Origin of the sequence: Heliomarina baculiformis (assembly GCF_019966545.1) — a bacterium.
GTDB lineage: Bacteria > Pseudomonadota > Alphaproteobacteria > Rhodobacterales > Rhodobacteraceae > Heliomarina > Heliomarina baculiformis.
Window position 1 is genome coordinate 134409 of record NZ_JAIMIC010000008.1, and the last position, 24570, is coordinate 158978.

Here is a 24570-nt window from a genome sequence, read left to right on the forward strand (position 1 = left end):
GCGGATAACGCGCCATATCAAGCGGTTAAGCCGCTTTGACAACCAGCTGGGGCGAGGTCACATCGATCCCCAGCGCCTTGCCCACGGCGAAATAGGTCAGCTTGCCCGCGTGGACGTTCAGACCGTTCAGCAGGTGCGGATCGTCGGCGCAGGCCTGTTTCCATCCCTTGTCAGCCAGCGCCAGCAGAAAGGGCATGGTGGCGTTGCCAAGCGCGATGGTCGAGGTGCGTGCCACGGCGCCGGGCATGTTCGCGACACAGTAGTGCATGATGCCGTCGACCTCGTAGATCGGGTCCTGATGCGTGGTTGCGCGCGATGTCTCAAAGCAGCCGCCCTGATCGATGGCGACGTCGACGATGGCCGCACCGGGCTTCATGGTGGAAAGCTGCGCTTTGGTCACGAGTTTCGGCGCGGCGGCACCGGGGATCAGCACCGCGCCGATCACCATGTCGGCCTCGGCGACCAGTTCGGCTGTATTGCCCGCACTGGCGTAGGAGGTCTTGAATTGCCCGCCGAACACGTCGTCGAGATAGCGGATACGGGGTAGGGAGCGGTCGAGCACGGTGACATCCGCGCCCATGCCAGCAGCGATCCGTGCGGCATGGGTGCCGACTACGCCACCGCCGATCACGGCCACCTTGGCCGGGCCGACGCCGGGCACTCCGCCCATCAACACGCCACGTCCGCCGTTGGCCTTTTGCAGGGTCCATGCACCGACCTGCGGCGCAAGGCGGCCCGCGACCTCGGACATCGGCGCCAGAAGGGGCAGCCCGCCCGCCGCGTCGGTCACGGTTTCATAGGCGATGGCGGTGACGCCCGAGGCAATCAGGTCATGGGTCTGGGCCGGATCGGGCGCAAGATGGAGATAGGTGAACAGCAACTGGCCCTCGCGCAGCATCTTGCGCTCGACCGGCTGGGGTTCCTTGACCTTGACGATCATCTCGGCGCTCGCAAAGATTTCTTCCGCTGTTGCAACAACTTGCGCGCCCGCCTCTATATAGGCGGCATCCTCGAAACCGGCACCTGAGCCAGCGTTCTTCTCGATCATGACGCTGTGGCCATGCGCAACCGCTTCCCGGACCGCGTTGGGTGTCATGCCGACGCGAAATTCCTGCGGCTTGATCTCTTTGGGGCAACCGATCTTCATGTTCTGACCTCCCTTGTGTAAATGTACCGATTATGCGCTTCCCATCTTGCAAAATCTGTGAGAATTCTGGGCGCTCAGCGGGGTTTTTGTCGAAGACTCTGCGAATTTTGGATCTCTTTACGCAAGGGAATTGCGCGGATGGAGCTGGACGCAACCGATCGGCGGATACTTGCAGCCCTGCAGGTCAAGGGGCGGCTGTCGAACGCGGATCTGTCCGAAAAGGTGAACCTGTCGCCCTCGGCCTGCCATCGCCGGGTGCAGCGGCTTGAGGCCGAAGGGTTCATTCGCAGCTATGTCGCCCTGCTGGATCCGCGTCGGCTGGGTATGTCTACAACTGTCATCGTCGAGATCAAGCTGCAGAGCCAGTCGGACGAGGTTCTGGATGCCTTTGAAAAGGCGGTACGGCGGATTCCGGATGTACTGGAATGTCACCTGATGGCGGGGACGGCGGATTACATCCTCAAGATCGTTGCCGAGGATACCGAGGATTTCGCCCGAATCCACCGCCAGCATCTAAGCCGCCTGCCAGGCGTGTCACAGATGCAGTCGAGCTTTGCCCTGCGGACAGTTCTGCAGACCACGGCTTTGCCGGTATAAGAGGCAAAACAGGGGGGGTGAAAGCCGTACACCCCCTGTACACCGTTTGTATGACTTTTGCCGCGATCAGTGCCGCAGACCCAGATAGAGCGATCCCACAAGCAATAGGGCCATGACGATGTTGAAGGTGCGCAGCCGGGCGGGTTTCGACAACCAGCGCTGCACCATCGTACCGGCGAACACCCAGAATGTGAGCGAAGGCAGGGTGACCGCGACAAAGGCTGTGGCGACGATCAGCACGGCCGAGAGGGTGTGTTCCGGCGCATAGAGGGTGATGGCCGTGGTGCCCATCGCCCAGGCCTTTGGGTTGACCCATTGAAAGGCGCTTGCCTGCAGAAAGCTGAACGGTTTTCCCACGTCGCCGCCCGCCTGCGGCGGAGCGGCAGTGGCGATCTTCCAGGCCAGCCAGAGCAGATAGGTGACCGAGGCCACGGTGAGGATGGTGTTGAGGATCGGAAAGGTTTCGAATAGCGCCATTAGGCCAAGTCCCACCAGCACAATCATCACGGCGAACCCGATGCCGATGCCGAACATATGCGGCAGGGTGCGGCGAACTCCAAAATTCGCGCCCGAGGACATGACCATGATATTGTTCGGCCCTGGCGAAGCGGCGGCGACAAAAGCAAAGCCAATCAGGGCGGGGAATTCGGCAAAGCTGGGCATGGGAACCTTCCATGGCTGGGTTCGGAAAGACTAACCGTCGCCGAGGGCGTCCTGCAACGGCTCATACCCCCTTGCGTGCGGCTATTTCGTGATGTGCCCCATCAGGTGCGGCGATGAAAGGAGCTGCACAATCGCGCTTGCGGTTCCGGGTTTGCTGCCCGACAAATGAGCCAAGGGGAGAGAGATATGGAATTCGACTACATCATCGTCGGGGCCGGCAGCGCGGGCTGCGTTCTGGCCAATCGACTGAGCCGCGCCGGTCATCGGACCCTGCTGCTCGAGGCGGGAGGGCGCGATAATTACCACTGGATCCATATCCCGATGGGGTATCTCTATTGCATCGGCAACCCGCGCACCGACTGGATGTATCGCACCGCCGAAGAGGGCGGTCTGAACGGTCGCTCGCTGCTTTATCCGCGCGGCAAGGTGCTGGGCGGATGTTCCTCGATCAACGGGATGCTCTACCTGCGCGGACAGGCGGCGGATTACGATGGCTGGCGGCAGCAGGGCAATCCAGGATGGGGCTGGGACGATGTGCTGCCCCTGTTCAAGCGGCTCGAAGATTACGTCGACGGCCCGGATGACATGCACGGGGCAGGCGGCGAGTGGCGGGTCGATAACCAGCGGCTGCGTTGGGATCTGCTGGATGATTGGATGGCGGCGGCCGAAGCCGAAGGCCTGCCCCGGACGAGCGATTTCAACCGGGGCAATAACGAGGGTGTCGGCTATTTCCGGGTTAACCAGCGTAAGGGCTGGAGGCTGAACACGGCGCGTGCCTTTTTGAAAGCGGCGCCGAAAGATCTGCTGAAGGTCGAGACCAACGCCCATACCACGCGGATCTTGCTCGAAGAGGGCAAGGCCGTCGGCGTCGAATATCGCCAGAACGGCGCGCTCCAACAGGCGCGGGCGCGGGCCGAGGTGATCCTGTCGGCAGGCGCGGTGAATTCGCCGCAGATCCTGCAACTGTCCGGGCTGGGGCCGGGGCCTCTTTTGCAGGAACACGGGATCGAGGTGCAGCGCGACATGGCGGGGATCGGTGCGAACCTGCAGGACCATCTGCAACTGCGCTGTGCCTGGCGGCTGAAGGATGCGCTGACGTTGAACACGATGGCGGCGACGCTATTTGGCAAGGCCAAGATCGGGCTGGAATACATGCTGCGCCGGGGCGGGCCAATGTCGATGGCGCCCAGTCAGCTTGGCGCGTTTTCCAAGTCGCGCCCGGATCTTGAGACGCCCGATCTGGAATACCACGTGCAGCCGCTCTCGCTTGAGGCGTTCGGCCAGCCTTTGCACGATTACCCGGCGATTACGGCGAGTGTCTGCAACCTGCGCCCGGAAAGCCGGGGCAGCGTTAAGATCGCCTCGCCCAACCCCGAGGACGCACCGGTGATAGCACCCAATTACCTCTCGACTGAAGGCGACCGCACGGTGGCCGTCGCGGCGATCAAGCAGGCGCGGCGGATCATGGCGCAGGGGCCGATGGCGAAATATGCGCCCGAAGAGATGAAGCCGGGAATGTCGATTGAGACCGATGCGGATCTAGCGCGGGCGGCGGGCGACATCGGGACGACGATCTTTCACCCGGTGGGCACGGTGCGGATGGGCGCGGGCGAGGAGGCACCGCTTGATCCGCAATTGCGTCTGCGCGGGGTAGCAGGGTTGCGCGTGGTTGATGCCTCGATCATGCCGACGATTACCAGCGGCAATACCAACTCGCCCACGATCATGATCGCGGAGAAGGCGAGCGAGATGATCCTGGCTGCACGGTAGGGGGTATACCTTGCAATCGTCCCGCTCTGGGCGTCATCCTGCACCTGCGCAGCCAGCTTTGGAGGGCATCATGCATATCGGTCTGGTAGGTGGAATCGGCGTCGCGGCCAGCGTGGTTTACTATCAGCGACTTGCGGCGGCGATGGAGGCTAAGGGAGCAAAGCTACGCATGACCCTGTCACGGGGATATCCATACGCTGATCAAGAACAACCTTGCCGATATCCGCGCGCCGCAGGCCCGCATCTTTGCCGATCAGATCGCCGAGCTGAAAAGTGCGGGGGCCGAAGTGGCCGCGCTGACCTCGCTTGGCGCACATTACTGTTTTGACGAACTGGTGGCGATTTCGCCTTTGCCGCTGGTCTCGGCGGTGACGCCGCTCGACAGGTATTTTGTCGAGAACGGCATCCGGCGGGTCGGATTGCTGGGGACGCGGGTCGTGATGCGGACACGCCTGTATGGGCAGCTTGACCAGACAGAGGCGGTGGCGCTGGATGCAGAGATCGAAACGCTGGGGCAGAGCTATCAGGAGGTGGCCGTCGCCGGGACATGCACGCCTGCGCAACGAAAGATGTTTCTGGATGCAGGCCGGCGGATGGTCGAGGAGCAGGGGGCCGAGGCAATCGTGCTAGCAGGCACAGACCTCAATCTTGCATTTGACGGGCAGGACCCGGGCTATCCGGTCATCGACTCGCTGGATGTGCATGTGGCGCTGCTGGCGCGCATCGCCGCCGGGGAGGTCGATCCGGCGGACCTTTGAAACACGCAGAACCCTTTGGCGTACTGACTCAGGTCAAAGCCGAGTCACATCCGGTGTGGTAAGGTTCCAGCATGGTTTGTGGGAGGTCTGAGACATGATTGAACTGGAAGAAATGGCGCGTGACGGCATGCTGGAAATCCGCATGAGTGGCGCGATCACGGACGAGGATTATCGGGAGGTTCTGGTTCCGGCCATCGACAAGGCGATAGAGGATTCGGAACGCGTTCGGGTGTTAGTCGAACTTGAGAGCGATATCAGCGATTTCACCCTTGGTGCGATGATGGATGATGCGCGGATGGGGCTGAAACACTGGCGCGGCTTTGACCGCTGCGCGGTGGTGACCGGGTCGGATGCGATGCGCCGTGTGGTCAAGGCGTTCTGGGTATTCATGCCCTGCCCGGTTAAGGTCTTTGCCCCGGAGGAGATCGACGAGGCGCGGCGCTGGCTGTCTGAATCGCTGGGGTCGATCCACCAGACCGATCTGGGCAATGGCGTGCTGCATGTCCAGTTGCTCGGGCAGCTCGATGCAGCAGTCTATGCCGAGGAAAGCGCGGATCTGGATGCGTTCATCCGCAAGAACGACAGGTTCCGGATGCTGCTGGACATTCGCGAGTTCGACGGCTGGCAGGGGCTGGGCGCCATCGGCGAACATCTGAAGCTGGTCCGCAACCATGCCGGGCTGGTCGAGCGGGCCGCGATTGTCGGGGATGCGGGCTGGCAGCGCTTGGCGGCAGAGGTCGGCAAGCGGGTTTTGTCGGGTGAGGTCAGATATTTTCCCGGCGCAGAGATCGAGGCTGCGAAGAGTTGGCTTGCGGCTTGAGCTGAGCCTAGAAACGTGAACCCCAGAAAAGCAAAACCCCCGCGGTTTCCACCTCGGGGGTCGCTCATTCCGTTCGGAATGCTGCGGCGGGCGACTTACATCATCCCTTCGCGCTGTGCTTTTTTCCGTGCCAGTTTCCGGGCGCGGCGGATCGCTTCGGCTTTCTCGCGCGCTTTTTTCTCGGACGGCTTCTCGAAATGTTGCTTGAGCTTCATTTCACGGAAAACGCCTTCACGCTGCAGCTTTTTCTTCAGAGCGCGGAGCGCCTGATCGACATTGTTGTCGCGAACACTAACCTGCATGTGGTTGTCACCACCTTTCTAAGTTAAAGTTGCAAGAGATTGCAGGAAGTGGCCCTATAGCAAGACCGGGCTATCTTGTCCAGTCAGACAGGATTTTTAGCGACGGGAGTGTCCGAATGACCGATGCAGAGAGTGATCCACGGGAAAAACTGCTGGATGCGGCGCTGAACCATGTGCCGTTCGATGGCTGGAGCGATGCCACGTTCCGTGCGGCAATCGCCGATTCGGAGATTGAGCCTGCGCTTGCGAAATCGTTGTTTCCGCGCGGCGCGGTAGATCTGGCGCTGGCCTATCATGCGCGCGGTGACGCGGCGATGCTGGCCAAGATCGAAGCCGCCGACATGGAGGCGATGCGCTTTCGCGACCGGATCGCGGCGGCGGTGCGGTTCCGCCTGGAAGTGGCTGACCGTGAGCTGGTGCGCCGGGGCACGACGCTGTTCGCGCTGCCGCAGCACGCGGCGGACGGGACCAAGGCGATCTGGGGCACGGCGGACGCGATCTGGACCGCGCTGGGCGATACCTCGGAAGATGCGAACTGGTATACCAAGCGGGCGACGCTTTCGGCCGTCTATTCGGCGACGGCGCTGTACTGGCTGGGCGATGACAGCGAGGGCAGTCGCGCGACCTGGGAGTTTCTTGACCGGCGTATCGAGAACGTCATGACCATTGAAAAGATCAAGGCCGACGTGAACCGGAACCCGCTGCTGAAACCGCTGATGATGGGGCCGAACTGGGTGATGAGCCAGATCAAAGCGCCGGGGAAACATCGGATGCAGGGCTTTCCGGGGTCGACGACTCCGCGTGGCTGAGGCGTTCGAATCATCTTCTTGAAATGTGTGTAAAAGTCAGGTTTCCTAGGAGGAGCCGAGACTTAGGCGCGATTTCCGATGACGGGGATGCGCAGGAAAGGATAGCCAAAGCCATGACGCAGACCATGCGCGCCGTTGAGATTTCCAAGCCCGGCGGGCCGGAAGTTCTTGTGCCCACGACCCGTCCGATCCCGGAGCCGGCGCCCGGTCAGGTGATCATCAAGGTGGCCTATGCCGGGGTGAACCGCCCCGACGCGCTGCAGCGTGCGGGCAGCTATGCGCCGCCGCCAGATGCCAGCGATCTGCCGGGGCTGGAATGCTCGGGCGAGATTGTCGGCATTGGTCAGGGCGTCAGCGAATGGAAACTGGGTGACAAAGTCTGCGCCCTGCTGCCCGGCGGTGGCTATGCGGAATACGTGGCGACCCCGGCGGTGCACTGCCTGCCCGTGCCCGAAGGCATGGGAATGAAAGAGGCCGCCTGCCTGCCCGAAACCTTTTACACGGTCTGGACCAATGTGTTCATGCGCGGCGGACTCGACGGCGGAGAGAAGTTCCTTGTGCATGGGGGGTCTTCCGGAATCGGGACGACTGCGATCCAATTGGCCAAGGCTTTTGGCGCGCGGGTCTTCGCGACCGCCGGATCGGCTGAGAAATGCAAAGCCTGCGAGGATCTGGGCGCGGAAAAGGCGATCAACTACAAGGAAGACGATTTCGTCGAGGTCATGAAGGCCGAGGGCGGCGCGGACCTGATCCTTGACATGGTGGGCGGCGATTACATTCCGCGCAACATCAAGGCGCTGGCCGAAGACGGGCGGCTGGTGCAGATCGCGTTTCTACAGGGCCCGGTAGCCGAGGTGAACTTTGCCCTTATCATGGTGCGCCGCCTGACGGTGACAGGATCAACCCTGCGCCCGCAGAGCGTGGCTGCCAAAGCAGAGATTGCCCGCGAGCTGCGTGAAAAGGTCTGGCCGCTGCTGGACTCGGGGCGGGTAGCTCCGGTGATGGACAGCAGCTTTGACTTTGAAAAGGCGGCGGATGCCCATGCACGGATGGAAAGCTCGGGCCATATCGGCAAGATCGTTCTGGAGGTCGCGGGCGGTTAAAGTTACGCCGCACGGCTGTGGCCATCGCGACCCTCACTTATCTGGTATCGAAACCTATCAGGGTTTGAATTGATGTGAATCCGGGTGCTTGCTGGCCCGGATTCGCGGTCGAACGGCCCGTGATTATTGAGAAGTGTTTTTCGAAGGGGCGGACGATGACCGGATACGCCTTTACCTGAAACAGTATCTCTTCCCATTAGAACATGCTGCCGTCGACGCCTCGCGATGCCGACTAGGTGATCGAATTTTACAACGGGGTGATCTTTATTGAGGAAGTTCCTTGGCTAGAGGTCGGATTGTTTACCTTCTCGGACGGGTTTTCACTTGGGGGCAATCCTGAAATCTTAGAATTGCTTATTTTTTACAGTAGGTTACCCGTCTTTACCGTTTGTCGCCTGCTGCGAACAGATAGTTTCCATTTCTAAGATTGAGAATTGGGGCGGATTTGTGTCAAAGGTTTGTCAGCACGGTGGGGGCCGACCACAACCCAATGTTAGGACGAGTTAAAATGGTTAAGAACTTTGTTACCGGCGCAGCAATTGCGCTTTCCCTGTTCGCTGGCGCGGCTTCCGCTTCGACCGAATACACGATCACGCACCAATCCTCTGGCGTCTTCGGTTCGGGCAACCTGAAGCAAAGCGTGAAGATCAAGAACGGCTACAGCACTTCCACTGTCAATGCGGGCATGTTCCATCTGACCGGCAACAATGGTCTTGGCGATTTCCTCGCCTTCTGTGTCGACCTCGACCAGTATCTTGGCAACCCGCAGAAAGCCACGATCGCGCCGAACCTGTTCACGAACACCATCACCAACAACCTGTCCAAGCTGTTTTCGAGCGTTCTGGGCGGCGGTACCCTTGGCGACGTGATCACCACGTCGGTTCAGGCGGCCGGTCTTCAGGTTGCGATTTGGGAAGTTGTCGAAGACAGCAACAGCTACTGGGGTTTTAACCTCGACCACGGTTCGTTCGAGGTAAAGAGCAACTGGGCCGTCAAAAGCCAGGCGAACAGCTACCTGAGTGCCCTGTCCAGTGGCAGCCTTGACGATTACGACATGACTTTCTTTGCCAGCAAGAAGAACCAGGATCTTGTCACCGCGAACCCGATCCCGGAAACTACCCCGGTGCCGGTTCCGGCCGCTGGTCTGATGATCCTGAGCGCGATGGGTGCCCTTGGCGTCATGCGCCGTCGCAAGAAAGCATAAATTCGGGAAGCGATTGACAGCTGGCCCGTTCCGGCGGGCCACGCGAAGGGGCATATCGCGCGCCTGACAATCTATGCAGCAACCCAATGCGGCTTCGCGTTCTCAGACGCGGAGCCGTTTTTTCTTTGCCTTAGCGGATCGGGTTGAACAGCGCGTTATCCATCGCGCAGTCCCTGATCACGTCAGACCCGCAGGTCATCGGATCGAGCGCGCGCGAGAGACACAGCCGCGCTTCCTGAATGTGTCCCTGCTTGCAGGTGACAGTCAGCATGTCGGGTTCCCATTCGGGATTGGCCTCGAGAAAGGCCTCTTCGATGACCGAGGCGGGCAGGCGCACAGGTTCGTCGAGCTTGCGCAGGATTTCAGGACGGTTCACGCGCTCATAGGCCAGCCGTGCCAGCGCGAAATACTGGTCGGCAGCAAGGCCCGAGCAGGTCCCGTGCTTTTTCCACTGGTACCAGGCAAGGCCAGGTGTTCCCATGATATCGGCCATGTCAGAGGTCATCTTGCGCGAGGGCGCCCGATGGTGGGTCGGGCAGTTCGACGGGTAGCCTTGGGCATATTGCGGCCAGAGACCATGCATGATCCAGCCATGCTCATGGCGCGCGTCGCATTGATCGGAACCCTGCGCATCGCCCGTCATCGCGCACCAGTTCGGCGACCAGCTGAGCGACAGGACGTAATAGTCGAATTCACCGGACTTCTCACCTCCGGCATCGGCAGAGAGAGGCGGGGCCAGCAGCGCGGCGCAGAGGATACCTGTTATTGACCGTATCATTCGGCTCTTTCCAATTTGCACAGACCTGACTATATAGGCCCCAAGTTCCCCGACAACGGAAGCCCGCCCCCGAGTACCGGAGGCCGCCTGCGAAAGCCGGGCAACGGGGAAGAATTGAGTTTAGGAGATGTGACATGGGCAAGCCGCTTATGGCAAGAGCCACAGCCGTCTGGCTGGTGGACAACACGACGATCAGCTTCAAGCAGATCGCGGATTTCGTTGGAATGCACGAGCTTGAGATTCAGGGCATTGCGGATGGTGACGTGGCCGCCGGGGTCAAGGGGTTCGACCCTGTCGCCAACAACCAGCTGACGCAGGATGAAATCGATGCGGCCGAGAAAAGCCCGCTGCACAAGCTGAAGCTGAAGTACAACGCCGCCGCGCAGGGCGAGGAAAAACGCCGTGGGCCGCGCTATACGCCGCTGTCCAAGCGTCAGGACCGTCCGGCGTCGATCCTGTGGCTGGTTAAGTTCCACCCGGAGCTGTCGGATGCGCAGATTTCCAAGCTTGTCGGCACCACCAAGCCGACGATCCAGGCGATCCGCGAGCGGACCCACTGGAACATCGCCAATATCCAGCCGATCGACCCGGTTGCGCTGGGGCTTTGCAAGCAGTCCGAACTGGACATGGTGGTACAGAAGGCAGCCGCGAAGAAAGCCGCCGAAGGTGCGGTGATGAGCGACGACGAACGCCGCAAGCTGGTCTCCACCGAGCAGTCGCTAGGCATGGAAGCCGAGCCGCGTATGCCGACCGCGATCGAAGGTCTGGAGACCTTCACGCTCAGCGGGACACCGGCCGAGGAAGAGGAAGAAAAGCGCAACGCCAAGGAATATTCCGACGCGGACAGCTTCTTTAACCTGCCGGATGCGGATGACGAGGATGAAGACGAGGATTGATCCCGGCCTTACGGGATGAAGAGCGGCGCGGGATCTTCCCGCGCCGTTTTGCGTTTCAGGAGCCGAGCGCGTCGCGTTCGATTCGACGGTAGGCCAGTTTCGATTCCGGCAGGAAGGTCACCGCCGGGAACACATGGATCGCGCCGGGGTATTCGTAATAGCGCCCCGTATTGCCCGCCGCCGCAAGCCGGGTGGCGTAATCGCTCGCATCGGGCCAGCAGAGATCGGCCGTGCCCTGATGGATGTCGACAGGAGGAAGCCCATCCACCGGGCCGAAGAGCGGACTGAGATGCGGCGCACGCGGATCTTCCGGCCCGGCCCACCATTTTCCACACTTGCGCACGACCTCAAGCCCGATGATCGGGTCTTTCGGTTCAAGCTCGGGGCCCTTCGGGTTGGCGCAGGTCAGGTCGAGCCAGGGGGCGAGCAGGATTAGCCGTTCGGCTGTCGGCACTTTGCCAGCGCGGCCAGCCAGCGCCATCACCAACGCAAGGTTGCCCCCGGCTGAATCGCCCCCCATCAGAAACGGTCGCCCCTCCTGCGCCTGCAAGAGCGCGCGCGCCTGCGCATGGGCAGGGCGGTGATCGTGCTGGGGCGCAAGCGGGTAAGTGGGCACGATCATCTCGGCGCGGAGCACCTCTCCGAGGCGCGCGATCAGGCGCCAATGAACCTTGCGCATCGGGTTCACAAAGGCACCGCCGTGGAAATAGATCATCCGGTTCGAAAGCGGGCCAGGGGGTGTCACGCAGAAAAATGCGCAACCGCCGATCTCGTTGAAAGAAACGTCTGTATCCGAGGGCGGATCGACACGTATCGGGACCTCCCGGTTCTCGCGCTCGGCAAGATAGCGGGAAGGCTTGTTCATCGGCTTTCCCGCCGCTTTCAGGGCCAGTCGCACCGCGTTCATCATCAGGCTGGCCATCGCTATCCCTTTTTCAGTATCCCGTTTCCCGGGCTTCATACTTCGGTGAAGAGTGCCTGAAAATCCACAGTTTTTAGTCTCGAAAATTCGCAAAATTCTTCTCTTGCAAGAATCGGAAAAACGCTTAAATGGCGGATTCAAGACGCCAACGCACGCGCCTCTGGCCTGTGTCGGGTTCCAACCCCGATCCACGTGTTTACGTAGCGACGGTAACGTCTCCCTTGGAAGTGAGTGGCCCCGTTGGGCCGGTTCTATTGGAGATGACCATGAACGCATACGTAACCGACCTTGTCGGCGCCTTCGCTGATGCGCGCACCCAAGCCATTGACGGCTTCATCGCGGCCAATACCTTTGACCGCCCGACACTGGTGCTCGACACCGCGCTGGTGTCCGATCAATACGATGCGCTGGCCCGCGGGCTGCGCACCGGCAAGGGCGGTGCCGACATCCACTATGCGGTCAAGGCGAACCCGGCCCGTGAGATCATCGAAATGCTGGTCCACAAGGGCTGCCGTTTCGATGCGGCCTCGCGCGGTGAAATCGAGCTCTGCCTGAGCCAGGGTGCCGCGCCCGAGCACATCTCTTTCGGCAATACCGTGAAACGCGCGTCCGACATCGCATTCGCCTACAATGCAGGGATCCAGCTCTTCGCCGCAGATGCCGAGGAAGAACTGGAAAAGATCGCCATCCATGCTCCCGGCGCGCAGGTCTATATCCGCGTGATCGTCGAGAACTCGCAAGCCGATTGGCCGCTCTCGCGCAAGTTCGGCGTGGCAACCGGCCATGCGCTCTCGCTGCTCGGCCATGCCCGCGGTCTGGGCCTGAAGCCGGTCGGTCTTTCCTTCCACGTCGGCTCACAGACCAAACGCGCCGAGATGTGGACCGGCACGCTCGATCAGGTGGCCGGGATCTGGCACGCGGCGCAGGCGGCGGGCTTTGGCCTGACCTTGTTGAACATCGGCGGCGGCTTCCCGGCCTTCTACGGCGAGACGATCGACCACCCGAGCACCTATGCCGCTGCGGTGATGGACCTGATCCACGACCGTTTCGGCGATGTGCCCCGCATCATGGCCGAGCCGGGCCGCGGCCTTGTCGCCGAGGCGGGCAAGATCGTGGCAGAGGTCCTGCTCGTGTCGAAGAAATCCCCAGAAGACCTGCACCGCTGGGTCTATCTCGACATCGGCAAGTTCTCGGGCCTCGCGGAAACCATGGACGAAGCGATCCGCTACCAGTTCCAGACCGCCCGCGATCACGAAGACATGGGAGCCTGCGTCCTTGCCGGCCCCTCCTGCGACTCCGCAGACGTGCTTTACGAAAACCGTCCCGTGCAGCTGCCCCTCGGTCTGCGTTCGGGCGACCGTATCGTGATCCGCGCCTGCGGGGCTTACACCTCGTCCTATTCCTCGGTTGGCTTCAACGGCTTCCCGCCTCTGGACGTGGTCGTTCTCTGAGCAGAACAGGGCGGGTCGCGGCTCAATCAACCGCGATCCGCCCTTCTTTGGGTCAAAAATATCCCGGGGAATCCGCGCCTGCGCGGATGGGGCAGAGCCCCGAACCCGTCTGCTCCCTGTCGCACCCTTTGCGATCAAAGCGATCCAAGATGGGCCACCGCCTTGCGTAAATCGTTTTCGAATCGCGCTTCGGCCTCTGCACGCTCTGCATCGGGCAGGCGCAGCAGGTATGACGGATGTACCGTTACGAAAATCGGCGTGCCGTCGGCCAGTGTCTCTATGCCACCGCGCCGCTTCAGCAGGTCGCGCCGGTTGCCGGTCAGGCTCTCCAGTGCGGTTGCGCCCATGGCGAGGATCAGTTTCGGGCGCACCAGGTCGCGTTCCATGTCGAGCCACCAGCGGCAATGAGAAACCTCGCCCCGGTTCGGGGCCTGGTGGATACGGCGCTTGCCGCGCGGCTGGAATTTGAAATGCTTGACCGCGTTGGTCACATAAGTGCTCGACCTTTCGAGTCCGGCGCGTCTCGCAATCTGGTCAAACAACTGGCCCGCCGGGCCGACAAAGGGGCGGCCGGTCAGGTCCTCGTGATCGCCCGGCTGTTCTCCGACGATCATCAGCGCCGCGTCCGCCGGACCTTCGCCAGGCACCGCCTGCGTCGCATTTTCCCAGAGCGGGCAGCGGCGGCAGGCGGCAAGCTGCGCTTTCAGAGACTGGCCTGTATTGTCTGGCCGAGCCATCGCCTGATCCGACCGGAGCCTTTCGGTGATCGCTTCGGCGCGTTTGGGCGCAAGGCTGGGCGCGGCTTCGGCCATCGCACGCGCACGGGCATGGGCCGAGGCAACCATTTCCGGGATCAACGCGGTCTCCGGCATATTGCGCCAGTATTTCTTGGGCATCTCGGCCTGCATCGCTTTCAGTTTGACCCGTGCCGGGTTGAAGATGTTGCGGAAATAGGTGCGCCAGAGATCCTCGGCCGCGTCATCGGGCAGGTCGGGCCGTGGCGCGGGCGGGGCGAGGCTGAGGTCACCGCCAAGGAAATGCGCGCTGAGGTCGGGGGTGAAGATCGACCAGTCCATATCGCCAAAGCGTTTGACGAAGAACGGCGCGGTCGGTTCGAGGATGTAATGCGTAGGTTCGAACCACGCCGCAAACCGCCGCCGGTTCGCGCCCGGATCGCCGATTTCGCGGAAACGAACGAAGGCAGTCATCTTGTGCCTGTCGCGCCCGACCTCCTTGGCGAGACGGTTCAGCCTAGCCACACGCGCATCGCCGCGATCTTCCAGCAGGCGGCGGTCCGATTTCAGCGCCCAGAGCAGGGCGTATAGCCGGGCAAAGCGCTCGGGGTCGCTGTGCCAGACAACCTGTCGGGCAAGTTCAACAAAACCGCGCGGCACGGTTATGTCGCCGCCCGTCAGCGGCGGCAGGGGGTCGGCAAAGAGGTCCGCGTCGCCTTCGCCGCGCTGCCAGAGCAGGTCTTCGGGCGGGATGCTGGCAGCAAGAAAGGCGCGGGCCTGATCGCGCCATGCCTCGAAGGTGCCGATCTCGGGGAGGGTGACGCGGCGCATCAGATCAGTTGCAGTTGCTCGGGCGGCGGGGCAAAGCGGGCGCGCAGATCGGCGATGTCCGAAAGCGCCCGTGGCCGCCAGTCGAGCAGCGTGATGAAGGGCTTGGCCTGTTTCAGGTTCGCACCCATACGCCGCAGATCGTCATAGCGCAGGCTGCGGTGTCGCCGTGTGGTGAGGATGCGCGCGACGGTTTTGGTGCCCAGTCCCGGCACGCGCAGCAGGTTTTCCCTCTCGGCCCGGTTCACGTCGAGCGGAAACAGGTGCCGGTTGGACAGCGCCCATGCAAGCTTTGGGTCAACTTCAAGATCGAGATTGCCGTCGCGCGTGGCTCCGGCGATTTCATCCGCGTCGAAACCGTAAAAGCGCATCAACCAGTCGGCCTGATACAGCCGATGTTCGCGTACCAGCGGCGGTTTGATCAGGGGCAGGGCGGCAGAACTGTCGGGTATCGGCGAAAAGGCCGAATAATAGACCCGCTTGAGCTTGTAACTGGAATAGAGCCGGGTAGAGGTTTTCAGGATCGTGGCGTCATTGGCGCCGTCCGCGCCGACGATCATCTGGGTGGACTGGCCTGCCGGGGCAAAGCGCGGCGGGCGCTTGCCGGAAAAACTGCGCTCCTTGCGCGATTCCCGCGCCAGCCGCACATCGGCCATCGCGCGGCGGATCTGGTCGGGGTCCTTTTCCGGCGCATAGGATTTCACCGCGTTGTCGGTGGGCAGTTCGACATTGATCGAGAGCCGGTCGGCGTAAAGCCCGGCCTCTTCGATCAGGGCGGGATTGGCGTCGGGAATGGTCTTGAGATGGATGTAGCCGCGAAAGTGGTGATCGAGACGCAACATCCGCGCGATGCGCACCATGTCGCCCATCGTATCGTCGGGGCTGCGGATGATGCCCGAAGACAGGAACAGACCTTCGATATAGTTGCGACGGTAGAATTCAGTGGTGAGGGTCACGACCTCTTCCGGCGAAAACCGCGCCCTTTCGACATTCGAGCTGACCCGGTTGATGCAATAGGCGCAGTCGTAGATGCAGAAATTGGTCATCAGAATCTTGAGCAGGCTGATGCAGCGCCCGTCGGGCGCATAGGCGTGGCAGATACCGGAGCCGGTGGTCGAGCCCAGCCCTTTGCCATCGCGTGAGTCGCGTTTCTGACCGCCGCTCGATGCGCAGGAAGCATCGTATTTGGCGGCGTCAGAGAGAATCGCGAGTTTTCTGTCCAGTGTGAGTTTAGCCATTCGTTCACGATATGTTCGCAAAAGGACAGGCGCAACTAGAGTCGGTGGGGCGCGCGATCAACTTTTCTTTAAGGGCTGATTTTCGCCGGAGGACGGGGGCAGAGGAGGATGGTCAGAGCGCCTTGCGGGCGCGCATGGCGGCACTGATCGTGCCGTCGTCGAGATAGTCCAGCTCGCCGCCGATGGGCACGCCCTGTGCCAGCGACGTGATGCGGACCCGTTCGCCCAGTTGATCGGCGATGTAATGGGCAGTGGTCATGCCGTCGACGGTGGCATTGAGCGCGAGGATGACCTCGGTGATGCCTTCGGTTTCCACCCGGTCGAGCAGGCGCGGGATGCGAAGCTCTTCGGGGCCCACGGCATCTAGGGCGGAAAGCGTGCCGCCGAGCACGTGGTAGCGGCCGCGAAACACCTGCGAGCGTTCCATGGCCCAGAGATCGGCCACGTCCTCGACGATGCAAAGTTCGCCTGTGGCGCGTTTCTCGGAGTCGCAGATGTCGCAGATATCGCTGGTGCCGACATTGCCGCAGTTCAGGCATTCGCGCGCCGTGTCGGCGACCTGCTGCATGGCGCCCGCCAGCGGGGTCAGCAATTGCCCGCGCTTGCGGATCAGATGCAGTACCGCGCGACGTGCCGAACGGGGGCCGAGGCCCGGCAGGCGGGCCATCAGCTCGATCAGGCTGTCGATATCGCTGGTACTGCTCAAGCGGGACTCAGAACGGGAGTTTCATGTCCTTGGGCAGGCCCATGCCTTCGGTCAGCTTGCCCATCTCTTCCTGAGCCCGATCGCTGGCCTTGCCCTGCGCGTCCTTGATGGCGGCAAGGATCAGGTCTTCGACCACTTCCTTGTCGTCGCCGTTGAAGATCGACGGGTCGATGTCCAGCGATTTCAGCTCGCCCTTGCAGGTGCAGGTCGCCTTGACGAGACCGGCCCCGGATTCGCCGGTGACCATCAGGTTGTGCATGTCTTCCTGAAGCTGCGCCATCTTGGTCTGCATTTCCTGCGCGGCTTTCATCATCTTGGTCATGTCGCCAAGACCGCCTAATCCTTTGAGCATTTCAGTCTCCTGATTGTTCGTTTCGCGGTGGTTTACACGTTTGGCAGGCGGGCCACCACCTTCACTTCGATGAAGTTGCCGGGAATGATGAATTCCGTCACGCCGACCGCCGTCCATGCAGGATATGGGGGCGAAACCCGCGCATTCCAGACCTTGCGGAAGGTATCGAGATGTTCCTGAAGCCCGATGTGAAAGGTCGTGACGTCAACAACGTCGGCAAGCGTCATCCCGCCTTGAGCCAGGATCAGCGCGATATTGTCGAAAGCGGTTTCATACTGTTCCTCGGGTGTTTCGGGGATCACGCCGTCGATACGCTGGCCGGTGATGCCGGTCAGAAAGACATGATCGCCCGAGGTCAGTCCCGGTGACATGCACCAGTCGCGTTCGATGGCGGCAAGGCTGTCGGGGATCAGCGCCCTTGTTTCAGTCATCCTCGAAGGGGTCCCATTCGTCCTCGACCTCGGGCAGCGCCTCGGTTTCGACGTCGGCCGCGATCTGTTCCGGGGTGCGGATATCCTTGATCACTGCTTTTGGGAAACGGGCGAGTACGGCCTGCACCATCGGGTGGGTGCTGGCCTCTTCGCGCAGGGCGTTTTCCTTGGCGTCACGTACCTCGGCCACGGTGGGCGCGCCGCCGGTGGCGACGACGCTGACCGCCCAGCGGTTGCCGGTCCAGCGTTGTAGCGCGGAGCCGAGCCGCTGCGCCATGTCACCGGGTGCGGTATCGGTTGGCGAGAATTCGATGCGGCCCGGTGAATAGGAGACGAGACGCAGGCCGGTTTCGACTTCGACCAGCAGTTTCACGTCGCGGTTAGAGCGGATCAGTTCGAGGACGTGCTCGAAGCTCGGGTAATGGGCAAGCGCGCTGTTTGGAGCCTCGGCCGGAGCGGGCTGGGCGCCACCACTGCTACGGTGGGACACTGCGTTGGTGCTGGACTGGTGATGCGCGCTGTGCCCGCCACCGCCACCACCGCCCGTCGGAGGAGGTGCGGAAGGCTGGGGGGGCTGCGGGGTGGCGCCCAGCTTGCGGACCAGTTCTTCGGGGCTGGGCAGGTCGGCCACATGGGTCAGGCGGATCACGGCCATTTCGGCGGCCATCATCGCGTTCGGCGCGGCGGCGACTTCTTCCATGGACTTCAGCAGCATCTGCCACATGCGCGACAGCACCCGCATCGGCAGGTTCGCGGCCATGTCGCTGCCGCGGGCGCGCTCGTCGGGCGAGATGGTCGGGTCTTCGGCGGCATCCGGGGTGATCTTTACGACCGAGACCCAGTGCGCGATCTCGGCCAGATCGCGCAGCACTGCCATCGGATCGGCACCCTCGGCATATTGGGAGGAGAGTTCCGTCAGCGCCCCGGCGGCATCGCCGCGCAGGATCATATCCATCAGGTCGAGCACGCGGCCCCGGTCGGCAAGACCCAGCATGGCGCGGACCTGATCGGCAGTTGTTTCGCCCGCCCCGTGGGAAATCGCCTGATCCAGCAGCGAGGTCGCATCGCGAGCCGAGCCTTCGGCGGCGCGGGTGATCAGGGCAAGCGCATCCTCGGAGATCTGCGCGTTTTCCGCCCCGGCTATTTTTTTCAGCAGGTCAATCATCACCTCGGGTTCGATCCGGCGCAGATCGAAGCGCTGGCAGCGCGACAGCACCGTGACTGGGACCTTGCGGATCTCGGTCGTGGCGAAGATGAATTTCACATGCTCGGGCGGTTCCTCGAGTGTCTTGAGCAGCGCGTTGAACGCGCTGGTCGAGAGCATGTGAACTTCGTCGATGATGTAGATCTTGTAGCGGGCCGAGGCGGCGCGATAGCGGACGGAATCGATGATTTCACGGATGTCGCCGACGCCGGTGCGCGACGCGGCGTCCATTTCCAGCACGTCCACATGGCGGCCTTCCATAATGGCCTTGCAATGTTCGCATTCGCCGCAGGGGTTGGTGGTTGGTCCGCCATTGCCGTCGGGGCCGATGCAGTTCATGCCCTTCGCGATGATACGCGCCGTCGTTGTCTTACCCGTGCCCCGGATGCCAGTCATGATGAAGGCCTGTGCGATGCGATCGGCTTCGAACGCGTTTTTCAGCGTGCGGACCATCGCATCCTGTCCGACCAGATCGGCAAAGGTTTCCGGGCGATACTTGCGGGCAAGAACGCGATATTGAGAAGGCGCGGTTTCGGACATGCAGACCTGTGGGGGATAGGATTCGGGTGCTCGTTTCGGCACAGGTTAATGCGAGCGCGCAGGAAGGTCCACTAAAGCAGCCAGAGCAGAACACCCGTGGCCAGCGCACCGACGGTAAGACCGGCTGCGAGAAGGGTGAAATTGCGCGCCGTCAGGGGCTCGGCGCGGTGGTCGTTGAGCCGCTCGAGCGTTTTGGAGGCATTGCGCCGTGCAGTCCAGAAAATGCCGGTGGCGATGAGCAGGAAGATACTCGCGACAGTCTTGGCGAGCCATGTTGGCTCGAAGGCGCCGAACAGCGCCCTCAAGCCAAGAGCAATGGCCACTGAGGCCATGCCGGTGCGCATCCAGCCCGCAAATGTTCGTTCGTTGGCCTGCAGCGTACGGTCCTCGGCCCAGTCGGTCCGGTTTTCCGCCCAGCGGGTGTTGCGGTCTGCGTCGGGGGCGCCGTCATCCTGCATCTGTCATCTTTCCGGAACCATAATACCTCAAGTTATGTTAACTTTGAATTGAATTAGTGTGATTGGGAGGTGTCGCCATGCGCTTGGGTGGAATTGGTCGCAGCCGTAACGTCGAAGACCGCCGTGGGCGGGGCATATCGGGCCGCGGCGGGGCGGTTGGCGGTATTGGGCTTGTCGGGTTTCTGGCGATCCTTGCCTTCGGGTATTTCACCGGTGTGGATGTAACGCCGCTGCTGACCGGACAGGACAGCACCCAGATGGTTGCCAGCGAACCGACCCCGGCCGAGGAGCAGGAGGCGGAGTTTGCCTCTCGTGTGCTGACCACCACCGAGCAGGTCTGGACGGAGGTCTTCGATGCGCAGGTCGACGGCGATTACGTGCCGCCGCAGCTGGTGCTGTTTTCCGGCGTGACGCAGAGCCCCTGTGGCGGGGCTTCGGGCGCGACGGGGCCGTTTTACTGCCCGGCGGACCGAAAGGCGTACCTTGACACCGCGTTTTTCGAGACCATGCATCGGCAGCTGGGTGCGAATGGCGATTTTGCGGCGGCCTATGTGATCGCGCACGAGGTTGGCCATCATGTGCAGAACCTTCTGGGTATCCTCGGGCAGGTCGATAACGCGCGCCGCCAGAGCAGCCAGGTCGAGGCCAATGCGCTGACCGTTCGGCTGGAATTGCAGGCGGATTGCCTTGCCGGGATCTGGGCACAGAAGGTCGGCGGGCTGATGGAGCGTGGCGATCTGCAGGAGGCGCTGAACGCGGCCCGCCAGATCGGCGATGACAAGCTGCAACGCGATGCCGGAAGGGTCCCGCAGCCGCATACCTTTACCCATGGCACCTCGGAGCAGCGTGAACGCTGGTTTGCCACGGGGTATGACAGTGGCGATCTGCGGTCCTGCGACACGTTTAGCGCGGATCGTTTATAAGAGGAGCGGTCTTGGGGAAGCCTACGCGCAAATCGCTTTTTGCTTTCGCGCAAATCCCGTTGGGATTTGCTGCTTAAGTGAGAGGCTGGACATCGACCCAAGCGGGGCTCGTTGTGGCTGCTTCCTTCCGGACCTGACCAGGTTGGCGAGGCGCTTGCCCGCGCCAACCTCTCAAGACCCCATATAGGGATCGTGTTTCGGATTCGCAAGCGGGCGGTTTAAAGCGGGAGCGAGAGCCGCAGAAAACCGCATTCGTCGATACCGTTGCTGGTGACGTCGAGCGGCGCGATTTCTTCAAGGTATCTCTGGGCGTCCGGGCCGGTCTGAAGGCTGACCGACGTGCCGGGCATCGGGGCAAAGCGCCACGGGTGGGGCATGGATTCCAGCGGATCGCGGGGCAGCTTACCGGCCAGATAGGCGCGCAGGACACTGCGCAGGCCGACCGGATCGACCGGTAGGTGCCGTGCATTTTCCAGGACCTTGAATCGTCCTCCGGCAGCACGAAAACTATTCAGGGCGACCGCGAAGACATCGTCATCGTCGACCGGTTGCCCCTTGTGACAAAGATCGCGGATACGCCTGTGGTTGCCGGGCCGCAGGGTGCCGTCGGGTTCAAATCTTGGCGGGGCGGCGAGGTCGATCACGTAGGTTAGCCCGTAGATGACGTCGAATTCATGCCCAGGCAGTTCCGGATCTATCAAGGCGGCGTGCTCGGCGCCCGGCGGGATCTGGCGGAACAGACAGGCGGACATTTCGAGCCAGTCCACAAGCTGCCCGCCGGAGACCATCACCGCATGCAGATCGTTCTGAAAGGTCTGGAGGTCGCTCAGGTGGCGCAATGCAAGCGGACCCGCGGGAACATCGGTGTAATTGCCGGGGCCACTGCGTGCGCCATAGCGGCCCGGGGATGTTGCCGACAACAGCGGCAGCTCGGCAACCGGCGTGCCCTGCAAGAGCGGGCGCAGCGCGGCCGCCTGCGCGGCAGCGACGGTGGCGAGAGAGCGATCGGGGGCGATGAAGGAAAAGTAGCTGTGCAGCGGTTGGCTGACGCGGCCGACGGGACGGTTCAGCATCTCGATCGTATCGGCGTGATCTTCGGCCAGTTGCGCGACCAGCTCGGGGTCTTGCTCGGCGAGCGATTCAAGCTGCCCTTCGGAGGTGCGGCGGGCGATGGCACGTAGGCTTGAGCGGCTGCGGGCAATTTCCCAGCCACTGTCCCGGCGTTTCAGGTCGAGGTCTATAAGACCGAGGTGAGAGCCTGCCGCGCCCGCCATCACCACAGGCTTGCCGCGCACCTTGCCGGCACCGTGGTCGAGACCATCGATCCCGGCGAAATCCAAGCCTGGTAAAAGCATGTGGCTGTGCCCGGCGATAATCACGTCGATCCCGTCGATTTCGGCGAGCGGGAGGACGGCGTTTTCCATGCGATGATGCGCGGGAGAACGGCTGATACCGGCGTGACAGAGGGCGACGATGATATCGCATTCCAGCGTTTGAAGCGTGCTGAGACTGGCGCGGGCGCTGTCCACGATATCGGCGATTTCAAGCTGGTGCCGTGGCAGATGGGTATTCCACATCAGGGTCTGCGGCGGCAGGAAGGACAGGATGCCAAGCCGGATCGGCACTTCGACCGGTTCGGTAGGAGACGGATCTCCTACTCTTTCGGCCGAAGAATGGATCTGCACGATGCGGTCAAGAATCGCGAAACGTGAAAAGCAGGGTGTCTGGGCCGGGCTGTGGCAGGTGGTATTCGTTGAGAGCACCGGGCAGGGAGCCTGAGCGATTGCCGAGCTGAGCGGTTTCAACCCGAAGTCGAAATCGTGATTGCCAAGTCCGATGGCATCGTACCGGAGCGTGCCAAAGGCGCGCATCATCGGATGCGGCCGGTCCGGGCGGTGACGGACAAGATCGGCAAGCGGCGTGCCCTGAAGGGAGTCGCCATTGTCGAAGAGAAAACAGGTCATGCCGTCCCTCTCGGCCTCGCGGCGGGCGTTGCGGATCAGGGTTGCCGTGCGGGTCATGCCAACGGAGGGGTCTTCACGGTTACTGCGATAATCGTAGCTCGTGAGATGCATGTGCAGATCGGTTGTCGCCATGAGGCGCAACCTTGCATTCGTGCCGACGTCAATGAACCGTGAGCCGTTCATGCTGCCGATGCCTCTCCCCTGAGGCGGATTGCCTGTGATCGTGTTTCTTTCGAATGTTCTGCCAGAGACAATTATTCATAAAAGATATACGGAGATTGCTAATTTACTAATTTTTGATGACGCAACTTGTGTCAATTTTTGGCGCTGTATCGCGTCGGTCGTGCCTCTCGTGACATCGGGCGGCCCCTTTTTCTGAACCCGCCGCCGAATTGAAATGTGGGAAAAGCTGTGCGATTGGAACGAGTAACGGGTAAGTGGGGCGGGAAAAGAGAATGAAGCACGCGGAGAAAGTGACGTTTGGCGGGTCGGGGCTTAACCGCGCGGCGCATATCAGGATGGACGAGGAGGCTTTGGCGGCGGCGATGGCCCATCCCAAGGCGGCCTGCGTGCTGCTCTGGCGGGGCAAGCCGCTTATGCGGGGCGAAGGCGAGCTGGCGCTGGTGCCGATGAATCACCCGATCCTCAAGCAAGGGCTTGGCGGCGACATCGAAGCACCGGTCTTTCTGGGACTCGAAGAAAGCGGCGCGCCGGATTTTGCCTGCGATATCTCCAAATGGGAGCCAGAGGGGCAGGATACCGGCAGCCTTGGTATGTTCGCGGATCTTTCCATGCAGCATCATCCGGATTTCCCGGATGATTGCGTGTTCACGGAACTGCGCCGGGCCATGGTGCATATCACACCGCGCGATGCGGAACTGGCTGCGACGGCCAAGGCCATCGTGAACTGGCACGGGTCGCACCGGTTCTGTGCCCGCTGTGGTTCGCCAAGCGATGTGGCGCAGGCGGGCTGGCAGCGGATCTGCCCGAATTGCGGCACGCATCACTTCCCGCGTACCGATCCGGTTGCCATCATGCTGATTACGTATGGGAATTCGGTGCTGATGGGCCGGTCGCCCGGATGGCCTGAAGGCATGTATTCGCTGCTGGCTGGTTTTGTCGAACCGGGCGAGACACTGGAGGCAGCGGTGCGGCGAGAGGTTTTTGAGGAAGCGGGGGTGAGCGTCGGGGAGGTCGGCTATCTGGCCAGCCAGCCCTGGCCGTTTCCAGCCTCGCTCATGTTTGGCTGCCATGGCGAGGCGCTGAGCCGCGAGATAACCATCGACCCGGTCGAGATCGAGGATGCGATCTGGGTCAGCCGGGAGGAAATGATGTCGGCTTTTGCCGGGGAACACCCGGTTCTGAAACCGGCCCGTAAGGGCGCTATCGCGCATTTTCTTTTGGACAACTGGCTTGCAGATACGCTTGATTGATACAACTACCGTAGGGCGCAGCCTCGCCATTGGCGGCGTTCAGAAGAAATCGGAAACTACATGAAATTCTCAACCCAGGAAGATGTCGAAGCGCCGATCGAGGCCGTATACCTCATGTTGAGCGATTTCGAGAGGTTCGAGCGCGCCGCGATCCGGCGCGGTGCCGAAGTTCAGCGTACCAGCAAGGTGCATCCGCCCCATGTGGGCGCGGCATGGGACGTCAAGTTTTCCCTGCGGGGTAAGGCCCGCACGATCCGGATTGAACTGGTAAAGGCCGTCGCGCCCGAGGAGTTGCTATTCGACGCGACGTCGCAGGGGCTAGAGACGCAGATGTCCGTCGAGCTTGTCGCTCTGTCGCAGAAACGAACGCGGGTTTCGATCGATCTGGCCCTGACGCCGAAAACGATTTCGGCGCGGCTGCTGGTTCAGTCGCTCAAGCTGGCCAAGTCCAACCTGACCAAGCAATTCGAGGACCGGGTTGCGGAGTATGGCAGGTTCATCGAGGACCATCACAGCCGCACGGCGTGATGGTTGATGTG

The 24570-nt window shown here is 61.9% G+C and carries 25 protein-coding genes and 1 other RNA gene; 12 read left to right on the forward strand and 14 right to left on the reverse strand.

Annotated elements, in window-relative coordinates; all coding sequences use genetic code 11:
- Positions 1-25 precede the first annotated feature (25 nt).
- Complete coding sequence (ald, locus tag MF268_RS18670) at positions 26-1147, reverse strand: alanine dehydrogenase (RefSeq protein ID WP_238372378.1); 1122 nt, start codon at positions 1145-1147, stop codon at positions 26-28.
- 138 nt (positions 1148-1285) lie between these two features.
- Here ald and MF268_RS18675 point away from each other — a divergent pair, with 138 nt between their 5' ends.
- Complete coding sequence (locus MF268_RS18675) at positions 1286-1744, forward strand: Lrp/AsnC family transcriptional regulator (protein WP_238372379.1); 459 nt, start codon at positions 1286-1288, stop codon at positions 1742-1744.
- A gap of 66 nt (positions 1745-1810) precedes the next feature.
- On the opposite strand, the gene MF268_RS18680 is transcribed toward MF268_RS18675, so the two are convergent.
- Positions 1811-2407, reverse strand: a complete 597-nt coding sequence (locus tag MF268_RS18680) for a LysE family translocator (protein ID WP_238372380.1) — start codon at positions 2405-2407, stop codon at positions 1811-1813.
- A gap of 186 nt (positions 2408-2593) precedes the next feature.
- On the opposite strand from MF268_RS18680, the gene MF268_RS18685 reads away from it, so the two are divergent.
- The 3 genes from MF268_RS18685 to MF268_RS18695 all read left to right on the forward strand — a co-directional run bounded on the left by MF268_RS18685 (position 2594) and on the right by MF268_RS18695 (position 5755).
- Positions 2594-4177 carry a GMC family oxidoreductase gene (locus MF268_RS18685; RefSeq protein WP_238372381.1) on the forward strand — a complete coding sequence of 528 codons (1584 nt, stop codon included), beginning with the start codon at positions 2594-2596 and terminating at the stop codon, positions 4175-4177.
- A gap of 266 nt (positions 4178-4443) precedes the next feature.
- Complete coding sequence (locus tag MF268_RS18690; RefSeq protein WP_337926822.1) at positions 4444-4935, forward strand: aspartate/glutamate racemase family protein; 492 nt, start codon at positions 4444-4446, stop codon at positions 4933-4935.
- 94 nt (positions 4936-5029) lie between these two features.
- Positions 5030-5755, forward strand: coding sequence for a SpoIIAA family protein (locus MF268_RS18695; RefSeq protein ID WP_238372382.1), 726 nt, complete (start codon positions 5030-5032; stop codon positions 5753-5755).
- A gap of 95 nt (positions 5756-5850) precedes the next feature.
- Here the strand turns inward: MF268_RS18695 and rpsU are convergent, their stop codons facing one another.
- A complete protein-coding gene (gene rpsU / locus MF268_RS18700) occupies positions 5851-6057 on the reverse strand; it encodes a 30S ribosomal protein S21 (RefSeq protein WP_007118112.1) in 207 nt (68 codons plus the stop codon).
- A 116-nt stretch (positions 6058-6173) separates the two neighbouring features.
- Here rpsU and MF268_RS18705 point away from each other — a divergent pair, with 116 nt between their 5' ends.
- From MF268_RS18705 to MF268_RS18715, 3 genes are all read left to right on the forward strand, one after another.
- Positions 6174-6866 (forward strand): COQ9 family protein, encoded by a 693-nt coding sequence (locus MF268_RS18705; RefSeq protein WP_238372383.1) that lies wholly within the window; start codon positions 6174-6176, stop codon positions 6864-6866.
- Positions 6867-6979: 113 nt separating this feature from the next.
- A complete protein-coding gene (locus MF268_RS18710; protein ID WP_238372384.1) occupies positions 6980-7969 on the forward strand; it encodes an NAD(P)H-quinone oxidoreductase in 990 nt (329 codons plus the stop codon).
- Between the two features lie 508 nt (positions 7970-8477).
- Positions 8478-9173, forward strand: a complete 696-nt coding sequence (locus MF268_RS18715; protein WP_238372385.1) for a VPLPA-CTERM sorting domain-containing protein — start codon at positions 8478-8480, stop codon at positions 9171-9173.
- Between the two features lie 130 nt (positions 9174-9303).
- On the opposite strand, the gene MF268_RS18720 is transcribed toward MF268_RS18715, so the two are convergent.
- Positions 9304-9951, reverse strand: a complete 648-nt coding sequence (locus MF268_RS18720) for a ribonuclease T2 family protein (RefSeq protein ID WP_238372386.1) — start codon at positions 9949-9951, stop codon at positions 9304-9306.
- Positions 9952-10085: 134 nt separating this feature from the next.
- Here MF268_RS18720 and MF268_RS18725 point away from each other — a divergent pair, with 134 nt between their 5' ends.
- On the forward strand, positions 10086-10847 hold the full coding sequence (locus MF268_RS18725; RefSeq protein WP_238372387.1) for a DUF1013 domain-containing protein: 762 nt from the start codon (positions 10086-10088) through the stop codon (positions 10845-10847).
- 55 nt (positions 10848-10902) lie between these two features.
- Here the strand turns inward: MF268_RS18725 and MF268_RS18730 are convergent, their stop codons facing one another.
- Complete coding sequence (locus tag MF268_RS18730; RefSeq protein WP_238372388.1) at positions 10903-11769, reverse strand: alpha/beta hydrolase fold domain-containing protein; 867 nt, start codon at positions 11767-11769, stop codon at positions 10903-10905.
- A 266-nt stretch (positions 11770-12035) separates the two neighbouring features.
- On the opposite strand from MF268_RS18730, the gene MF268_RS18735 reads away from it, so the two are divergent.
- Positions 12036-13220 carry a type III PLP-dependent enzyme gene (locus tag MF268_RS18735; RefSeq protein WP_238372389.1) on the forward strand — a complete coding sequence of 395 codons (1185 nt, stop codon included), beginning with the start codon at positions 12036-12038 and terminating at the stop codon, positions 13218-13220.
- A 134-nt stretch (positions 13221-13354) separates the two neighbouring features.
- Here the strand turns inward: MF268_RS18735 and MF268_RS18740 are convergent, their stop codons facing one another.
- The 7 genes from MF268_RS18740 to MF268_RS18770 all read right to left on the reverse strand — a co-directional run bounded on the left by MF268_RS18740 (position 13355) and on the right by MF268_RS18770 (position 19711).
- The gene (locus MF268_RS18740) at positions 13355-14785 is read right to left on the reverse strand and encodes a UdgX family uracil-DNA binding protein (protein ID WP_238372390.1); all 1431 of its coding nucleotides are present in this window, start codon (positions 14783-14785) and stop codon (positions 13355-13357) included.
- Positions 14785-16020, reverse strand: a complete 1236-nt coding sequence (locus tag MF268_RS18745; RefSeq protein WP_238372391.1) for a putative DNA modification/repair radical SAM protein — start codon at positions 16018-16020, stop codon at positions 14785-14787. Before MF268_RS18745 ends, MF268_RS18740 begins: the two co-directional genes overlap by 1 nt.
- A gap of 112 nt (positions 16021-16132) precedes the next feature.
- Entirely contained in the window at positions 16133-16726 is a 594-nt protein-coding gene (gene recR, locus MF268_RS18750; protein ID WP_238372392.1) for a recombination mediator RecR, read from the reverse strand.
- Positions 16727-16733: 7 nt separating this feature from the next.
- A complete protein-coding gene (locus MF268_RS18755; RefSeq protein WP_088632269.1) occupies positions 16734-17078 on the reverse strand; it encodes a YbaB/EbfC family nucleoid-associated protein in 345 nt (114 codons plus the stop codon).
- A gap of 32 nt (positions 17079-17110) precedes the next feature.
- On the reverse strand, positions 17111-17509 hold the full coding sequence (locus MF268_RS18760; protein WP_238372393.1) for a RidA family protein: 399 nt from the start codon (positions 17507-17509) through the stop codon (positions 17111-17113).
- Complete coding sequence (locus MF268_RS18765; protein ID WP_238372394.1) at positions 17502-19253, reverse strand: DNA polymerase III subunit gamma/tau; 1752 nt, start codon at positions 19251-19253, stop codon at positions 17502-17504. Before MF268_RS18765 ends, MF268_RS18760 begins: the two co-directional genes overlap by 8 nt.
- A 71-nt stretch (positions 19254-19324) precedes the next feature.
- Positions 19325-19711: a YidH family protein gene (locus MF268_RS18770; protein WP_238372395.1), complete on the reverse strand. Its 387-nt coding sequence runs from the start codon at positions 19709-19711 to the stop codon at positions 19325-19327.
- Positions 19712-19788: 77 nt separating this feature from the next.
- Between MF268_RS18770 and ypfJ the strand changes: the two genes are divergently transcribed.
- On the forward strand, positions 19789-20634 hold the full coding sequence (gene ypfJ / locus MF268_RS18775) for a KPN_02809 family neutral zinc metallopeptidase (RefSeq protein WP_238372396.1): 846 nt from the start codon (positions 19789-19791) through the stop codon (positions 20632-20634).
- Positions 20635-20709: 75 nt separating this feature from the next.
- Here the strand turns inward: ypfJ and ffs are convergent.
- An RNA gene (ffs, locus tag MF268_RS18780) (signal recognition particle sRNA small type) lies at positions 20710-20808 on the reverse strand.
- A gap of 44 nt (positions 20809-20852) precedes the next feature.
- A complete protein-coding gene (locus tag MF268_RS18785) occupies positions 20853-22730 on the reverse strand; it encodes a 5'-nucleotidase C-terminal domain-containing protein (protein ID WP_238372397.1) in 1878 nt (625 codons plus the stop codon).
- A gap of 323 nt (positions 22731-23053) precedes the next feature.
- Between MF268_RS18785 and nudC the strand changes: the two genes are divergently transcribed.
- A complete protein-coding gene (gene nudC, locus MF268_RS18790; RefSeq protein WP_238372398.1) occupies positions 23054-24031 on the forward strand; it encodes an NAD(+) diphosphatase in 978 nt (325 codons plus the stop codon).
- A gap of 60 nt (positions 24032-24091) precedes the next feature.
- Entirely contained in the window at positions 24092-24559 is a 468-nt protein-coding gene (locus MF268_RS18795; protein WP_238372399.1) for an SRPBCC family protein, read from the forward strand.
- Positions 24560-24570: the final 11 nt, after the last annotated feature.

Coding starts and splice junctions, on each gene's coding strand:
- ald (WP_238372378.1), bottom strand. CDS start 1,147: ATGAAGATCGGTTGCCCCAAAGAGATCAAGCCGCAGGAATTTCGCGTC.
- MF268_RS18675 (WP_238372379.1), top strand. CDS start 1,286: ATGGAGCTGGACGCAACCGATCGGCGGATACTTGCAGCCCTGCAGGTC.
- MF268_RS18680 (WP_238372380.1), bottom strand. CDS start 2,407: ATGCCCAGCTTTGCCGAATTCCCCGCCCTGATTGGCTTTGCTTTTGTC.
- MF268_RS18685 (WP_238372381.1), top strand. CDS start 2,594: ATGGAATTCGACTACATCATCGTCGGGGCCGGCAGCGCGGGCTGCGTT.
- MF268_RS18695 (WP_238372382.1), top strand. CDS start 5,030: ATGATTGAACTGGAAGAAATGGCGCGTGACGGCATGCTGGAAATCCGC.
- rpsU (WP_007118112.1), bottom strand. CDS start 6,057: ATGCAGGTTAGTGTTCGCGACAACAATGTCGATCAGGCGCTCCGCGCT.
- MF268_RS18705 (WP_238372383.1), top strand. CDS start 6,174: ATGACCGATGCAGAGAGTGATCCACGGGAAAAACTGCTGGATGCGGCG.
- MF268_RS18710 (WP_238372384.1), top strand. CDS start 6,980: ATGACGCAGACCATGCGCGCCGTTGAGATTTCCAAGCCCGGCGGGCCG.
- MF268_RS18715 (WP_238372385.1), top strand. CDS start 8,478: ATGGTTAAGAACTTTGTTACCGGCGCAGCAATTGCGCTTTCCCTGTTC.
- MF268_RS18720 (WP_238372386.1), bottom strand. CDS start 9,951: ATGATACGGTCAATAACAGGTATCCTCTGCGCCGCGCTGCTGGCCCCG.
- MF268_RS18725 (WP_238372387.1), top strand. CDS start 10,086: ATGGGCAAGCCGCTTATGGCAAGAGCCACAGCCGTCTGGCTGGTGGAC.
- MF268_RS18730 (WP_238372388.1), bottom strand. CDS start 11,769: ATGGCCAGCCTGATGATGAACGCGGTGCGACTGGCCCTGAAAGCGGCG.
- MF268_RS18735 (WP_238372389.1), top strand. CDS start 12,036: ATGAACGCATACGTAACCGACCTTGTCGGCGCCTTCGCTGATGCGCGC.
- MF268_RS18740 (WP_238372390.1), bottom strand. CDS start 14,785: ATGCGCCGCGTCACCCTCCCCGAGATCGGCACCTTCGAGGCATGGCGC.
- MF268_RS18745 (WP_238372391.1), bottom strand. CDS start 16,020: ATGGCTAAACTCACACTGGACAGAAAACTCGCGATTCTCTCTGACGCC.
- MF268_RS18755 (WP_088632269.1), bottom strand. CDS start 17,078: ATGCTCAAAGGATTAGGCGGTCTTGGCGACATGACCAAGATGATGAAA.
- MF268_RS18760 (WP_238372393.1), bottom strand. CDS start 17,509: ATGACTGAAACAAGGGCGCTGATCCCCGACAGCCTTGCCGCCATCGAA.
- MF268_RS18765 (WP_238372394.1), bottom strand. CDS start 19,253: ATGTCCGAAACCGCGCCTTCTCAATATCGCGTTCTTGCCCGCAAGTAT.
- MF268_RS18770 (WP_238372395.1), bottom strand. CDS start 19,711: ATGCAGGATGACGGCGCCCCCGACGCAGACCGCAACACCCGCTGGGCG.
- ypfJ (WP_238372396.1), top strand. CDS start 19,789: ATGCGCTTGGGTGGAATTGGTCGCAGCCGTAACGTCGAAGACCGCCGT.
- MF268_RS18785 (WP_238372397.1), bottom strand. CDS start 22,730: ATGGCGACAACCGATCTGCACATGCATCTCACGAGCTACGATTATCGC.
- nudC (WP_238372398.1), top strand. CDS start 23,054: ATGAAGCACGCGGAGAAAGTGACGTTTGGCGGGTCGGGGCTTAACCGC.
- MF268_RS18795 (WP_238372399.1), top strand. CDS start 24,092: ATGAAATTCTCAACCCAGGAAGATGTCGAAGCGCCGATCGAGGCCGTA.